The 15061-nt window shown below is 65.3% G+C and carries 14 protein-coding genes; 5 read left to right on the forward strand and 9 right to left on the reverse strand.

Going from position 1 to position 15061, the window contains the following annotated elements; all coding sequences use genetic code 11:
* Together CW305_RS03185 and CW305_RS03190 are read right to left on the reverse strand one after the other, a co-directional pair.
* A complete protein-coding gene (locus tag CW305_RS03185; protein ID WP_104097088.1) occupies positions 1–693 on the reverse strand; it encodes an SDR family oxidoreductase in 693 nt (230 codons plus the stop codon).
* Between the two features lie 9 nt (positions 694–702).
* Positions 703–1008, reverse strand: coding sequence for a hypothetical protein (locus CW305_RS03190; protein WP_014819807.1), 306 nt, complete (start codon positions 1006–1008; stop codon positions 703–705).
* A 117-nt stretch (positions 1009–1125) separates the two neighbouring features.
* On the opposite strand from CW305_RS03190, the gene CW305_RS03195 reads away from it, so the two are divergent.
* Complete coding sequence (locus CW305_RS03195; RefSeq protein ID WP_104097413.1) at positions 1126–5445, forward strand: DEAD/DEAH box helicase; 4320 nt, start codon at positions 1126–1128, stop codon at positions 5443–5445.
* A gap of 175 nt (positions 5446–5620) precedes the next feature.
* Here the strand turns inward: CW305_RS03195 and CW305_RS03200 are convergent, their stop codons facing one another.
* Positions 5621–6484, reverse strand: coding sequence for a DUF6279 family lipoprotein (locus CW305_RS03200; RefSeq protein ID WP_104097089.1), 864 nt, complete (start codon positions 6482–6484; stop codon positions 5621–5623).
* 178 nt (positions 6485–6662) lie between these two features.
* Between CW305_RS03200 and CW305_RS03205 the strand changes: the two genes are divergently transcribed.
* A complete protein-coding gene (locus CW305_RS03205; protein WP_023445018.1) occupies positions 6663–6851 on the forward strand; it encodes a hypothetical protein in 189 nt (62 codons plus the stop codon).
* Positions 6852–6881: 30 nt separating this feature from the next.
* Here CW305_RS03205 and CW305_RS03210 read toward each other — a convergent pair whose 3' ends face one another.
* The 4 genes from CW305_RS03210 to CW305_RS03225 form a co-directional block, all read right to left on the reverse strand.
* Positions 6882–7430 (reverse strand): hypothetical protein, encoded by a 549-nt coding sequence (locus CW305_RS03210; RefSeq protein WP_104097090.1) that lies wholly within the window; start codon positions 7428–7430, stop codon positions 6882–6884.
* Between the two features lie 78 nt (positions 7431–7508).
* Positions 7509–8279, reverse strand: coding sequence for an ABC transporter substrate-binding protein (locus CW305_RS03215; RefSeq protein WP_104097091.1), 771 nt, complete (start codon positions 8277–8279; stop codon positions 7509–7511).
* A 122-nt stretch (positions 8280–8401) separates the two neighbouring features.
* Positions 8402–9127: an RNA pseudouridine synthase gene (locus tag CW305_RS03220; RefSeq protein ID WP_104097092.1), complete on the reverse strand. Its 726-nt coding sequence runs from the start codon at positions 9125–9127 to the stop codon at positions 8402–8404.
* Between the two features lie 78 nt (positions 9128–9205).
* Positions 9206–9385, reverse strand: a complete 180-nt coding sequence (locus CW305_RS03225; protein ID WP_014819814.1) for a hypothetical protein — start codon at positions 9383–9385, stop codon at positions 9206–9208.
* A 181-nt stretch (positions 9386–9566) separates the two neighbouring features.
* On the opposite strand from CW305_RS03225, the gene CW305_RS03230 reads away from it, so the two are divergent.
* The 3 genes from CW305_RS03230 to CW305_RS03240 all read left to right on the forward strand — a co-directional run bounded on the left by CW305_RS03230 (position 9567) and on the right by CW305_RS03240 (position 14091).
* A complete protein-coding gene (locus CW305_RS03230) occupies positions 9567–10715 on the forward strand; it encodes a PQQ-dependent sugar dehydrogenase (protein ID WP_104097093.1) in 1149 nt (382 codons plus the stop codon).
* A 167-nt stretch (positions 10716–10882) separates the two neighbouring features.
* A complete protein-coding gene (locus CW305_RS03235; RefSeq protein ID WP_104097094.1) occupies positions 10883–13213 on the forward strand; it encodes a glucose/quinate/shikimate family membrane-bound PQQ-dependent dehydrogenase in 2331 nt (776 codons plus the stop codon).
* 41 nt (positions 13214–13254) lie between these two features.
* Positions 13255–14091 carry a CvfB family protein gene (locus tag CW305_RS03240; protein WP_046619815.1) on the forward strand — a complete coding sequence of 279 codons (837 nt, stop codon included), beginning with the start codon at positions 13255–13257 and terminating at the stop codon, positions 14089–14091.
* Between the two features lie 44 nt (positions 14092–14135).
* On the opposite strand, the gene CW305_RS03245 is transcribed toward CW305_RS03240, so the two are convergent.
* Both CW305_RS03245 and CW305_RS03250 read right to left on the reverse strand, forming a co-directional pair.
* A complete protein-coding gene (locus CW305_RS03245) occupies positions 14136–14717 on the reverse strand; it encodes a DUF488 domain-containing protein (RefSeq protein WP_104097095.1) in 582 nt (193 codons plus the stop codon).
* Between the two features lie 3 nt (positions 14718–14720).
* Positions 14721–14933 (reverse strand): hypervirulence associated TUDOR domain-containing protein, encoded by a 213-nt coding sequence (locus CW305_RS03250; protein WP_014819819.1) that lies wholly within the window; start codon positions 14931–14933, stop codon positions 14721–14723.
* Positions 14934–15061 lie beyond the last annotated feature (128 nt).

Here is a 15061-nt window from a genome sequence, read left to right on the forward strand (position 1 = left end):
TTACTCGCCGTCGACCGGCGGCGTCGGGCGAATCAGGATTTCGTTAACGTCGACATGGGCCGGCTGCGACAGGGCATAGACCACTGTGCGGCCGACATCCTCCGGTTGCAGGGCATAGGCTGGCGGCTTGTCGAACAGCGGCGTGTCGACCATGCCCGGCTCGATCAGCGTGACTCGCACACCGCTGCCGCGCAGTTCTTCGCGCACGCTCAGACCCATCCCGGTCACCGCCCATTTGCTGGCGCTGTACATCGAGCCGGGAATGACGAAGCGCCCGGCTGCCGAGCCGGTGAGCAGCAGATGACCGCGGCTGGCCTTCAAGGCGGCCAGCGTGCAGCGCAGGGTCAGGCCGACGCCGTAGACGTTGGTCAGCAGCATGGTTTTCCAGACTTCGGGATCGGCGCCGCTGAAACCGCCGTCGCTGCCGGGGATGCCGGCGTTGGCGTAGACCGCATCGAGCTGGCCGTAGTGATCGAGCACGCGTTGCACCATGGCTTGTTGCTCGGCGTAATCGGTCACGTCGCAGCGAATGGCGAGGGCGCGCTGCGGCCCAATTTCATCGACCAGCTGCCGCAGCTTGTCCTCGGAGCGTGCGGCGAGCGCCAGCCGGTAGCCGGCCGCCGCTGCCAGACGTGCGGTTGCCGCGCCGATCCCGGACGAGGCGCCGGTGATCAGCAGCACGTGGTCGCTCATGGCCGCTCCTCAGTAGTTCGGCGTGGTTTCCGGAATGGCGCTGTCGTCGGTGATGAACGGCATGCTCCAGGGTTCGAGGGTGCAACCCTTGTCGATCAGCTCCTGACGGGTCTGCTCGATCACCTGTGCCATGCGAAGCGGGTCGGCGTAGTCGCGCACCTGCGCCACGCGGGTGATTTCCTCGCCGCTGCCGTTCATCACGGTGAAGCCGAAGCTGTCGTCCTCGGGGTTGGCGCTGGTCACGCAACCACAGGGCAGGAAGGCTTCCGAGGCCAGTTGCATGGCGTTGTCGAGGCTGAGCGGGGTGGTGGTCATGGTCATCTCCGTTGCGTTGCGGATGTTTCAAGTTGACCGCCATATCCCATGGCCGTTTCCCGACCGCCGACCGGCTGTCGCTTGTGCAAAGGCCGGGGCGCCACCATATTCATCGGCATGACCACGTCATCCGTCGATCCGCTTGGCAGTTTCCACCCCGCCGTGGCGGGCTGGTTTTCCCGCAGCTTTCCCGCACCGACGCCGGCCCAGGCGGCTGCCTGGCCGCTGATCCGTGCGGGCCGTTCGACCCTGGTGGCCGCGCCGACTGGCTCGGGCAAGACGCTGACCGCCTTTCTCGCCGCTATCGATGGCCTGGTGCAGCAGGGTCTGGCCGAGGATGGCCTGGCCGACGCGACGCGCGTGCTCTATGTCTCGCCATTGAAGGCCTTGTCCAACGACATCCATATCAACCTGGAGGAGCCGCTCGCCGGGATCACCGCGGAGCTGGCGCGTCTTGGGCTACCAGCGTTGGAAATCCGCACCGCGGTGCGTACCGGCGACACGCCGCAGGCCGAGCGCAACGCCATGCGCAAGCGCGTGCCGCATATCCTCGTCACCACGCCGGAATCGCTCTATGTGCTGCTCGGCTCGGCATCTGGGCGCGAAATGCTCGCCGATGTGCAGAGCGTGATCGTCGACGAGATTCACGCTATCGCCGGCAACAAGCGTGGCAGCCATCTGGCGCTGTCGCTGGAGCGACTGGAAGCGCTCTGCAATCGGCCGCTGGTGCGGGTCGGCCTGTCGGCGACGCAGAAGCCGATCGATGCGGTGGCGCGCTTTCTGGTCGGCGTCGAGCGACCGTGCGAGATCGTCGACATCGGCCATGGCCGCGCCCGCGATCTTGCGCTGGAGGTGCCGCCGGTGCCGCTGGAAGCGGTGATGAGCAACGACGCCTGGGCACTGGTCTACGATCGCCTCGCGGCACTGGCTGGCGAGCATCGCACCACGCTGGTGTTCGTCAACACGCGGCGCATGGCCGAGCGCACCACGCGGCATCTGGCCGAACGGCTGGGCGCCGCGGTGGTGGCTGCGCACCACGGCAGCCTGGCCCGCGAACAGCGGCTGACGGCCGAGCAGAAGCTCAAGCGCGGCGAGTTGCGGGTACTGGTCGCGACTTCCTCGCTGGAGCTGGGCATCGACATCGGTGATGTCGAGCTGGCCTGCCAGCTGGGCTCGCCACGCTCGATTTCGGCTTTCCTGCAGCGGGTTGGGCGCGCCGGGCACCAGGTCGCCGGGGTGTCCAAGGGGCGGCTGTTTCCCAGCTCCCGCGACGACCTGATCGAGTGTGCCGCGCTGCTCGACGCCGTGCGTCGTGGCGAGCTGGACACGCTGAATATCCCGCACGCGCCGCTGGATGTGCTGGCCCAGCAGATCGTCGCGGAGGTGGCCTGTCGGGAATGGGAGGAGGAAGCGTTGCTCCAGCTGTTCCGCCGCGCGATGCCCTATGCCGCGCTCGACGACGCGACCTTCCAGGCACTGCTGCGAATGCTCGCCGAGGGCTATACGACCCGCCACGGAACCCGCGGCGCCTATCTGCACCGTGATCTCGCGACGCGCAGCCTGCGTGGCCGGCGCGGTGGCCGGCTGACCGCACTGACCTCCGGCGGCACCATCGCCGACAACGCCGACTATGCCGTGCTGCTGGAGCCGCAGGGGCTGAATATCGGCACGGTGAACGAGGACTTCGCGGTGGAGAGCCTGGCCGGCGATGTGTTCCAGCTGGGCAACACGTCGTATCGCATCCTCAAGATCGAGTCCGGGCGGGTGCGTGTCGAAGACGCCCAGGGCATGCCGCCGAGCATTCCCTTCTGGCTGGGCGAGGCGCCAGGGCGCAGCGACGAGCTGTCCTTTGCCGTGGCGCGGCTGCGTGACGAGATCGAGCGGCGGTTGGCTGAGGGGGCGGCGGTGGGCAGGGTGGACCTGTCGCCCGCCATCGATTGGCTTACCGGCACCCTTGGCCTGGTGGAAACCGCCGCGCGACAGATCGTCGAATACCTGGCGCGTGCCCGCTCCGCACTTGGCGCCTTGCCGACTCAGCAGCGGCTGGTGATGGAGCGCTTCTTCGACGAGTCCGGCGGCACCCAGCTGGTCATTCATTCGCCCTATGGCAGCCGCATCAATCGCGCCTGGGGGCTGGCACTGCGCAAGCGGTTCTGCCGCACCTTCAACTTCGAGCTGCAGGCGGCGGCCACCGAGGACGCCATCATTCTTTCGCTGTCCACCAGTCACAGCTTTCCGCTGGCGGAAGTCTGGCGCTACCTGCATTCGGCCAGCGCCGAGCAGGTGCTGATCCAGGCACTGCTGGATGCGCCGCTGTTCGGTGTGCGCTGGCGCTGGATCGCCACCACGGCACTGGCGTTGCCGCGCATGGCCGGCGGACGCAAGGTCGCGCCGCAGCTACAGCGAATGAAGAGCGACGATCTGCTGGCCACGGTCTTTCCCGACCAGGTTGCCTGCCTGGAAAACATCGTCGGCGAGCGCGAGATTCCCGATCATCCGCTTGTACGCCAGACGCTCGATGACTGCCTGCACGAGGCCATGGATAGTGAAGGCTGGCTCGCGCTGCTGCGGCGCATGGAGGGCGGCCAGGTCGAACTGCTGGCGCGTGATCTGCCGGCGCCGTCGCCGCTCGCCATGGAGATTCTCGGCGCACGGCCTTACGCCTTTCTCGACGATGCACCGCTGGAAGAGCGCCGCACCCAGGCGGTGCTCGCGCGGCGCTGGAGCGATCCGGAGTCGGCTGACGATCTGGGCGCGCTGGACCCGGAAGCGATCGCCGCCGTGTGTGAGGAGGCCTGGCCCGAGGCGCGCAGTGCCGACGAGTTGCACGAGGCGCTGACAGCGCTCGGTTGCATTGCCGAAGCCGAAACCGCCGCACAGCCGCAATGGAGCGAATGGCTGGCCGAACTGGCCCGTGGTGGCCGCGCGACGCGCATGGACGTGGCGCACGACCGCGTCCTCTGGTTGCCGCTCGAGCGCCTGATGCTGCTGCGCGCGATCTATCCGCAGGCTCCGTTCCAGCCGCATCTGCAGGCGCCCGGCGGCTACGATCAGCCAATCGAGGAAGAGGCGGCACTGGTCGAACTGATTCGTGCGCGGCTGAGCGGCTTCGGCCCGCTGCCGGTGGCGTTGATCGCGCGGCCGCTGGCGTTACCGGCCTCTGCCGTCGCGGCGGCGCTGGTCCGTCTGGAAAGTCAGGGTTACGTGATGCGCGGGCGTTTCAGCGCTGGCGCAGTGGAGGAGGAGTGGTGCGAGCGGCATCTGCTGGCGCGTATCCATCGCTACACGGTCAAGCGCCTGCGACGGGAGATCGAGCCGGTCGAACGTGTCGATTTCATGCGCTTTCTTGCTGACTGGCAGCATCTGTCCGCGACCACGCGCATGCAGGGGCGCGAGGCGCTGGCCACGGTCGTCGAACAGCTGGAGGGCTTTCAGGCCGCCGCCGCAGCGTGGGAAGCCGATCTCTTGCCGGCGCGCCTGAAGGATTATGGCGGCACCTGGCTGGACGAGCTGTGCCGCTCCGGCCGCATTGTCTGGACGCGGCTGGCCGGGCGACTCAGGGCCAGCGGCGGGCCGGTGCGCGGCACGCCGATCGTGCTGCTGCCGCGGCGCCAGTTACCGACTTGGTATGCACTGGCCAGCGACGCGCCGGCGCCGGAGCTGTCTTCACGGGCACAGCGGGTGTTCGAATGTCTGAACGCCCAGGGCGCTCTGTTCTTCGATGAGCTGCAGCACGACGCGCATCTGCTGCGCAGCGAACTGGAGGATGCCCTTGGCGAGCTGGTGGCGGTGGGTTTGGTGAACGCCGACAGCTTCGCCGGTCTGCGCGCATTGCTGGCGCCGGCGAGCAAGCGCTCGCGTACGGCCCGACGAAGCCGTGGTGGTGCCTTTATCGGCGGGATGGACGACGCCGGCCGCTGGGCACTGGTGCGCAAGTCTGGAGCGGGCGAAGAGGAGGCAAGAACACCGGCGTTCGATGCAGAGGCGCTGGAGCACATTGCCCGTGTGCTGCTGCGCCGTTACGGCGTGGTGTGCTGGCGCCTGCTTGCGCGTGAAGCGGACTGGTTGCCGCCCTGGCGCGACCTGTTGCGGGTCTACCATCGGCTGGAAGCCCGTGGCGAGATTCGCGGCGGACGCTTTGTCGCGGCGGTGGCGGGCGAGCAGTTCGCTCTGCCGGAGGCGCTTGGCTTGCTGCGCGAGGTGCGCAAGGGGCCGCTGACCGGCGAGATGCTGGCGGTGTCCGCGGTCGATCCGTTCAATCAGCTCGGCACCCTGTTACCGGGCGCCAGGGTGCCGGCTCTGGCGGCTAACCGGATCCTGTTTCGCGACGGGCTGCCGGTGGCTGTGCTGGCGGCGGGCAAGCCGCAATGGCTGGTCGAACTGGACGAGGATGCCCAGCGCGAGGCGCGCCGCCTGCTGACGCCAGCCAGACGCTGAGTAGTTAGTTAGTAGCCTGTTTGGTACGTTCAGTTGGTAAATGTCGGCGCCCATGGCTCCGATACTGTGTTGCTGCTCCTTGCCATGGCCCGCCAGGACCCGTCGCAGCGCCTTTGTTTTGCAGCCATGTTCATCCGACTTTGCCTTAACCCACTCACCGCCCAACCACCAGGGATCAGGCTGTCGGCGCCAGGCATTTCAGGTCGCTGAAGTCGGTGCGCAGCTGCGCCAGGCGCCCGCTGAGGTGGGTCCGCTGCCCTTCGTCGGCAAGGCTATAGAGGTCGGCCACCAGGTCCAATCCGGCCTGCTCGGCACGCTGCAACGCGGCCTGATCGTCCGTACTCAGCAACTCCTCGCGCTCCTGCAGCAGCTGCGCAATGCGGTCGTCGAAATCGGCGCGGTGGCGCTGCTCGACCGCAGCCAACAGCAGCTCTTGCCAGCGCTCGCGGTTGCCCAGCCAGCGGCTGTTCTGCTCGTTCAGGGTGTGAGACCAGAGCAGCACGCGTTGTCGCTGGTCCGCGTTCAACTGGCCGAACCAGTACTGCAGACGCTCCTGCATGCGCTCGGCGCGCTCGCGAATCTGCCGTTCCAGCGGCGGAGCCAGGTATTTCTCCCGGTACTCCTCTCGGTTTTCCTCCAGCGCGCTGCGCAGTTCGGCGACCTGCTTGTCGCTCAGGGCACGCAGCAGGTCCGTTGCGGTGGGGGTGATCTCCACGGCAACGCTGTGCATGGCGTCGCGGACGTCGCGGTACTGTGGTTCGAGATCGCGGCGATCGAGCTGGCCGCCAGCAGTTTCACGCTCAAGCTGTTCGAGGTTGGCCAGCAGTTCCGGCAATTGCGTGCTGCAGTGCCAGGCCAGGTGCTCGCGCAGGCGTTCGCGCAGCTCGTCCTTCTGACGGTTATCGAGGTCGAGATAGTCGTTGAGCGTCCAGGGCACGACCATGTCGAGGTTGCGATAGACCAGGGTGGCGCGGCTGCAGCCGTTCAACAGCGCGGCGCAGAGCAGGGTCAGCAGGAGCAGGCTGGCAATGGGGCGCATCGTCTTTCCTCGAGCGTCGGCGGCTGTTCTGTAGAGCCACGGCAGCGCCGGGGGTTCGGCTGGCGGACCGTTTCGTCGGTGCCGGCGAGCAAAGGTGGCTGGCCTGTGGTCTTCCCTACATGGAGTCGTTCCGACGATATGGGACGGCCGATTTACCCAGCAGCAGTGGAGAAAAGCCATGACCTCTCAGATCAAGCACCTCAGCGGCGAAGACGTACCCAAGGCCTGGCGCCCGACCTGGGTCGTGTGCTGGGTAGTGGAGCTGAACGGCACCATCGTCGGTGGCCCCTACGCCACCGAACAGGAAGCGCGTGCGGTGGCCGATGGCGACGAGGAGCCGCGGATCTCGCAGACCCCGGCGCCCTGAAACGGTAATCCCAGGCGCCTGGGCCCGTAACTAGCGGGACTGTTCCAGGCAGTGCTGCGGGCAGGGCGCCTGATAAGGGACCGATGGCGGTGGCGGAGCGACTAGCTGATTCACCAGTTCCAGTGATTTATCGAAGGATGGATAGCCGCTGCGCGCGACATCCAGCTCGCCGTAGGCGTCGCGATAGCGTTCCGCGCGATCCTCGTCTGCTTCGTTGAGCAGGTACGGCTCGTGATAGATCTTGTAGAGCAGCGCCACCGCATGGGGGTGGCCCTTGCGCTTGGCCTTCTCCAACAGGTCGAGCACTTCCGATGACTCCGGGCCTTGGCGAATCAGCAGCAGGGCCTGATAGAACTCAGTCTCGCCGCGCCGATCCAGCTTCGCACTGCGATCGAGCAGCGCCTGGGCAAGTTCGTAGCTGTCTTCGTCGCCGATCGAAATCAGAATCTTCGCCTGCATCAGGTCATTCTGGTACAGCAGCCGTTCGGCACGACATTGGTCGTTCCAGTCGCGGTCGCAGGATTTAGTGGCGCAGCCGCCGAGGGTCAATAGCAGGCTGACCAGCAGTGCCTTTTTCATGGCTGAATTGGTACTCCGTTCTCTTTTCGCCAGTATGAGCCGTGCCAGCTTCGATTCGCCAGTGGCGCTTACGTTCGCTCAATAATTGGGACAGGGCGCGCTCATCTCTTGCAGGCCGTAGCGCCTGAGCAGGGTCTGCCAGCGCGCGCTGTGCGGCAGATCGGCGATGAGCTGATGCACGAACTGCGTGGTTTCGGCTGGCAGGCTGGCGGTCATGAGCACATGCCGGTCGAAGACATAGAGCGGGCGTGGCGAAACATGCAGCGGTGCGTCCGGCACCTCTGTGAGGCTGAAGAACAGCCGTGAGGAGCGCGGCATCAACGCGACATCGATGCGCCGGTTGAGCAGCTTGTTCAGGTTCTGCAGATCGTTGTGCACGTCTTCGCGCTGGATCAGGCCCTTGTCGATGTCGCCTTCCAGCGCCCGGTAGAGATGCCCGAGCACGCCGCCCAGACGCAGGCCATGCAGGGACTTCGGGCCGTGATAGTCGACCGGCTTGTCTTTATGGGAAACGAAATCCTGGATGTCGCACAGCAGTGGCCGGCTCCAGCTGGCGCTGGCGGTGAGGCGCTCGGGGAAGAACTCCGGCGTGGCCCATAGGAGGATGCCGGGCTCCTTGTCCTCGAGGCGTGCATCGAGACGTTTGCGCGGCAACTGGGTCAGCTGGAAGTGATAGCGGTCCTGGTTGGTCGGATGCTCGTTGAGCAACTGCACCAGCGCTTCGGAGAGCCCGGGGTTCTGCCCGGAGGCAAAGGGAGGCGAGGGTTGGTAAGCCCATACGGCGACAGGCTCGGCAGCCAGGATGCTCAGCGGGAAAACGGTCAGCAGCAGGAGCATCAGTTTCTGCATCGCGGTCCTGTCTTGAGTGAAAGCGCCGTCGTGGCGAAATGCCGCTCAAGACTGATTCAGCAGGGCAGGTAAAGCAAGCGTGCTCCGCCAGCCGGTGCTGGCGATGGCGTGCGGGTACGGCGTCAGAAGCGCTCGTGTTCGCCGACAAAACGCCACTGGCCGGCCGGTAGTTTGGCCATGGACAGGCGGCCGATGCGAATGCGTTTGCAGGCAAGCACCGTCAGCCCGATGGCTTCGCAGAGCAAGCGGACCTCGCCGGGCGCGGGCTCCTTGATCACCAGGCGCAGACGGTTTTCGCTCTGCCAGCTGACCTTGGCCTTGGGCAGGATCTTGCCGCGGTGGCCAATGCCCTTGGCGAGCAGGGCCAGCCCGTTTTCTTCGGCTTCGCCGCTCACTTCGACGACGTATTCCTGCTCCAGCTTGTCGCGCGTGCTGGTGAGCAGGCGGATCACTTCGCGTTGCTGGCTGAAGACGGTCAGCCCACTGGCGTCGGCGTCCAGTGGCAGCAACAGGTTCTGCTGGAGCAGATGACGCTGCAACGCTTCATTGCGGCTGGGGTCGTCGCTCCAGTGCTCGCTGGCCTGCAGTACGCGGCGGGTGCTGTCGACGTCGGCATCGATCACCAGCCCGGCCGGTTTGTGCAGCAGCAGCGTCACAGGCGTGATTTCCTTCGCGGTAGCGCCGGCCTGCAGTTCGACACACTGTTCAGGTCTCACCTTGATGAAAGGCGCTTCGACCAGTTCTCCGTCGACCGTTACCCAACCACCCTCGATATACAGCTCGGCCTCGCGCCGGGAACAGCCGAGTTGCTCGGCGAGGCGTTTGGCAAGGCGTACGGGGTCGGTCATGGTGCGCTCGGAGACGAGAAAGGAGGGGGTAGAACGCGGCGAGCCATGATAAAGCCGGCTCGCCGAAGGCGGTTCAGATCACTTCTTGCTGATGGTGATCTGGCGGGAAGGACCGTTGGTCTGGCCACTCACACCGTTGGGGATGGTCTGGACTTCGCCGCCTGCCTTGATGAAAGCGGCCATTTGCGCAGCGAGGGACTGGCTGGTTTCGGTGGCGGGTTCGGGCTTGCGCTTGGCGCTGGTGGTTTTAGTGGCCATGGATCGCTTTTCCTTTAATCAGTCGAACCGGGCATTATACAGATTTGATCAAAATTTGTTCAGGTTTTTGCAGGCCGTCATTTCTTGAAGCGTTTTTGCAACCACTCAGCGAGCCGCCTGGTCTTCAATTAGCCGCGAAAGCGAGTTTCTCGATGCCGGATCATCACCTGAGAGGAAGACCATGCTGCGCCATGCCATTCGCACCACGCTCTGTGGTTTTGCCATCGCCGCTTCGCTGCAGGCTGTCGCCGAAACTGAACGTCATTCCAGCGAGGCCGGGCCGGTAACGGTCAAGGAGATCGCCAGCGGTCTTGAAAACGCCTGGGCACTGGCCTTCCTGCCGGACGGCAAGCGCATGCTGGTGACCGAGCGGCCCGGCCGCCTGCGCGTGATCGGCCTGGACGGCAGCCTCTCCGAGCCGCTTGCTGGCGTGCCGGAGGTCTTCGCCCGCTCCCAGGGTGGTTTGCTCGACGTGCGATTGTCGCCGGACTTCGAAAAGGACCGCCTGGTCTACCTGACCTATGCCGAGGCCGGTGAGCAGGGCAAGGCTGGAACGGCGGTCGGTCGTGGCCGGCTGAGTGACGATGACACACGGCTGGATAACTTCGACGTTATCTTCCGTCAGCTGCCGAAGCTCTCTACCGGGGTGCACTTCGGCTCGCGGCTGGTGTTCGACGGCAAGGGGCACCTGTTCGTCGCGCTCGGCGAAAACAATCAGCGGCCGACCTCGCAGGACCTCGACAAGCATCAGGGCAAGGTGGTGCGCATCGGCCTGGACGGCAGTGTGCCGGAGGACAACCCCTTTGTCGGCCAGGACGGCGTGCGGCCGGAAATCTGGTCCTACGGCCATCGCAACCAGCAGGGCGCCGCACTCAACCCCTGGAGCGGCGTGCTCTGGACCCACGAACATGGGCCGCGCGGCGGTGACGAAGTCAACATTCCCCAGGCTGGCAAGAACTACGGCTGGCCGCTGGCAACTCACGGCATCAACTACAGCATGCTGCCCATTCCTGAAGCCGAGGGTGAAACGGTCGAGGGCACCGAGCCGCCGCACCACGTCTGGAAAAAATCGCCGGGCGTCAGTGGGATGGCGTTCTACGACGCCGAGCGCTTTCCCGGCTGGCAGCGCAGTCTGTTCATCGGCGCGCTGGTGGATCAGTCGCTGATACGCCTGCAGCTTGATGGCGACCGCGTGGTGGGTGAAGAGCGCCTGCTCAAGGAGCTGGGCGCGCGCATCCGCGACGTTCGCGTCGGGCCCGACGGTTACCTCTATGTGCTGACCGATGCGGGCAATGGCAAGTTGCTTCAGGTTGGCCTGGATACCCAGTAAGTCTCGCCTGGCTGGGGTTGCCGGCCCCGTCTTGCCAAGTCATGTCGCGCCAATCGCCCCTGTGCACGGAGCATTCCCGCTCGTCGCCTGTCCCACTCTAATGATGGCCAGCCCTGCCGGCCGTCGCAGTGTGGTGATTTGAATAACAAGATCGAGGGAGACAGGCCGTGGCTGTGGTCATCAGCGGGGTGTTTTGCATCATCGTCGGGCTCGCGCTCGCTGCAGGGGGAGCGAAGGTCGTCAGCCTTGGCGGTACCTGGTATTTCGCCATCGTCGCGGCAGGGTTTCTGCTGACCGGGGTCATGCTGCTGATGCGCCGCCGCGCGGCGCTTTGGGTTTACGCGCTGCTGATGCTCGGGGCGCTCGGCTGGGCGCTGTACGAAGTGGGGCTGGACTGGTGGCAACTGGCGCCGCGCGGCAGCATCATCGCGCCGCTCGGGTTGTGGCTGCTGACGCCCTGGATCGCGCAGCGGCTGGGCTGGCAGCACTTCGGTTTTCGCGCCTGGGGCGGCGCCGCGCTGCCGCTGACGCTGGCGGTCGTGCTCTGGGGCGCAGCAGCGGTGTACGCCGTTGGGCACGACAGTCACGACATCAAGGGCATGCTGCCGCCGCCTTTGGCCGAAGCGCCTGCCATGGACCAAGCCGTGCCGGCCGGCGACTGGCACGCCTACGGACGCAGCCAGCAGGGCCAGCGCTACTCGCCGCTGGCACAGATCACGCCGCACAACGTCGAGCGGCTGGAGCCGGTGTGGCATTACCAGACCGGGGATCTGCGCGGTCCAGACGATCCGGATGAAACCACCTACGAAGTCACCCCGCTCAAGGTCGATGACAGCCTGTACCTGTGCACGCCGCACAATCTGGTCATCGCGCTGGATGCCGAAACCGGCGAGGAGCGCTGGCGCTTCGATCCCGAGGTGCCGCATTCGGTCAACCGCCAGCACCTGACCTGCCGCGGGCTTTCCTACCATGCAGCGCCGCCGGCGAACGAGGGCCAGGCCTGTCGGCAGCGCCTGTTCATGCCAACCGCCGATGCCAGGCTGATCGCGCTGGATGCGAAGACTGGGGAGATTTGCCCCGGCTTCGGCGACAACGGCGCGGTGGATCTCTGGGCGAACATGCCCCACGTGAAGGAAGGCTTCTACTATTCCACCTCGCCGCCGGTGGTCGCGCGTGATCGGGTGATCGTCGGCGGAGCGGTGAATGACAACGTTCGCGCCAACGAGCCGTCCGGCGTCATCCGTGCCTATGACGTCTATACCGGCGAGCTGAAATGGAACTGGGATCCGGGCAATCCTGATGAAACAGCGCCGATCGCCGCCGGGCAGACCTACAGCGCGAGCAGCCCGAACAGCTGGAGCATTTCCAGTGCAGACGAGGCGCTGGGCCTGATCTACGTGCCGCTGGGCAATCAGGTGCCGGATCAGTGGGGCGGACAGCGCAGCGAGAACAGCGAGCGCTTTTCCTCGTCCATCGTTGCCCTCGATCTGGATAGCGGCCAGCTGCGCTGGGTTTTCCAGACCGTGCGCCATGACCTCTGGGACATGGATGTGCCGGCGCAGCCGAGCCTGATCGACATCCAGGCCGCGGACGGCCCGGTACCCGCGCTGGTGGCGCCGACCAAACAGGGCGACATCTATGTACTCGACCGCCGCACGGGCGAGCCGATCCTGCCGGTGCGCGAGGTGCCGGCGCCGCAGGGCGCGGCCGAGGGCGACTGGGTCGCCAAGACGCAGCCAGCGTCGGCATTGTCTTACGAGCCACCGAAGCTGCAGGGCAAGGACCTGTGGGGCGCCACGCTGATCGACCAAATGATGTGCCACATCCAGTTCCACTCGCTGCGCTACGAAGGGCGGTACACACCGCCATCGACCCAGGGCACCCTGGTCCATCCGGGCAATTTCGGGGTGTTCAACTGGGGCGGCGTAGCGGTGGACCCGGTGCGGCAGATGGTGTTCAGCACGCCGGCCTATCTGGCCTTCACCGCGAAGCTGATTCCCCGGGAGGATGCCGAGACGACCTACGTGTCCGAGGAGGAGTCGTTCCTCAACGAGAACTTCGGATCGCCGTTTGCGGTTGAGCTGAAGGCTTTCGTCTCGCCCATCGGCCTGCCATGCACCGCGCCGCCTTGGGGCTACGTGGCCGGCGCCGATCTGCGTACCGGCAAGACGCATTGGCTGCGCAAGAACGGCACGGTTCGCGACCGTTCGCCGATTCCGCTGCCATTCAAGATGGGCGTGCCGAGCCTTGGCGGACCGATGCTCACCGCCGGTGGCGTCGCGTTCTTGAGCGGCACGCTTGACTACTACCTGCGTGCCTACGATGTCAGTACCGGCCGCGAACTATGGAAAGCGCGTCTGCCGGCCGGCGGCCAGGCCACGCCGATGACCTACGAGAGCCGCTCGGGTCGGCAGATGGTCGTGGTGGTTGCCGGCGGGCATGGCTCGCTGGGCACTAAAGCCGGTGATTCGGTGATCGCCTATGCATTGCCACGCTGACAGGCGCTAGAATCGCCGCCTTTATATTCGGGACCGCCCACATGGCCGCAATCGGACGTTACAACAGCCTGCAGATCGTCAAGCACACCGGTTTCGGCCTCTATCTGGACGGCGGCCCGGACGGCGAAATCCTGCTGCCCAACCGCTACATCCCCAAGGACATGCCGACCGAGGTGGATGACTGGCTGAACGTCTTCATCTACCTCGATAGCGAGGACAAGCTGATCGCCACCACCGAAAAGCCCAAGGTGCAGGTCGGTGAATTCGCCAGTCTGAAGGTGGCCGAGATCAACCGGGTCGGATTGTTTCTCGACTGGGGACTACCCAAGGACCTGCTCTTGCCGCACTCGGAAGAGAAGCGGCCGCTGCAGGTGGGTGATTACTGCGTGGTCTACGTCTACATCGACAAGCGCACCCGGCGCATTACCGCCACGGCGCGACTGGACCGCTATCTGGACAAGACCCCGGCGAACTACAAGGTAGGAGAAGCGGTGGACTTGCTGATCGTCGAAGCCACCGATCTCGGTTTCAAGGCGATCATCAACGGCCAGCACTGGGGCCTGATTCACAAGAACGAGGCGTTCAAGTTTCTCCGTGGTGGCATGCGCGAGCGCGGCTACATCAAGGAGCTGCGGCCCGACGGCAAGATCAGCCTGAGCCTGCAGCCGGTGGGCAGCGAAGCGACCGATGCGCTGCAGGCGTTGATCCTGCAGAAACTGGAAGAAAACCAGGGCTCGCTGGATGTCAGCGACAAGAGCCCGGCCGAGGAAATTGCACGTCGCTTCGGCGTCAGCAAGGGCAACTTCAAGAAGGCCATCGGTGGTCTTTACAAGCAGGGCCGCATCGTCATCCACCCGGATCGCATCGAACGCGCCTGAGCCAACCCCATAGCGGGGTGGTCGCAATGACCACCCGGTGGCCGCTACAGATCCAGATTGATCTGCCCGCTGCCGATTTCCTTTCTCAACGACTCACCCTTGCCCTCCGCATAGCTCAGCTGCCCGTCGACCAGGCGGGCAGGGGCGGTGAACGGGTGGGTGGCCGGCGGCTTCTCGTCCTGGATATGCAGGACTTCGATGTCGCGTATTTTCAACACGTCCGAAACCAGCGAACGATGGCAGCGCCACCAGAGCACCTCGGCGCACATCATTGCCGTGCGTCGCTGGGCCGCCATTTCCAGTAGGCGCTGCAGACCGCGGTTGAATTCATCGCTGCGCAAATGATCGGCATAGCCGCGAAAGGAGCTGTTGCGCCAGGCCAGGCTTGGCGAATCCCTCAGAGGCCGCCGTCTGCCGCCCAGTTCCTCGATCCATTGATAGTGCAGCCCGTGCGCTTCCAGACCTTCGCGCAGCGCTGCCTCGCCGAACTGCGGCAATCGCCGTGAGCCGGGAAAGCGGCGGACGTCGGCGATGGCCTCGATCTGATGGTGGCGCAGTATCTCGATCAGCTGCTCCAGAGAGCGCGTCGAGTGGCCGATGGTCCACACCGTGGCTGGCTGAACCATGCCTCAGCTCAGCTTCCTGAGTGCCGACTCTTTATGCATCGCCACATGATCGGTCTTGTCGCTCTTGATCTCGTATTGCGGGGCATCCGGGCTGGCGTGCCGTGTGCGGCCCATGAATTCGGTGTCAGCCGTGTGCACGCGGGTGATGTGACCGCTGACCCGTCCCGCTTCCGAGTTCCAGCTGACGTGATCGCCCACTTTGTACTTATGGCTCATGGTGCCTCCGTTTCGTCGTTCGGTAAGGCATCCGACAGCCATATGCCGACGAAGATCGGTTACTTCCGGCCGCTGGTTCCTCATCCCTAACAGACGGCTATCAGCTCCTCCGCTATATACCGTTCGTC

It is taken from the genome of Stutzerimonas kunmingensis, assembly GCF_002929225.1.
GTDB lineage: Bacteria > Pseudomonadota > Gammaproteobacteria > Pseudomonadales > Pseudomonadaceae > Stutzerimonas.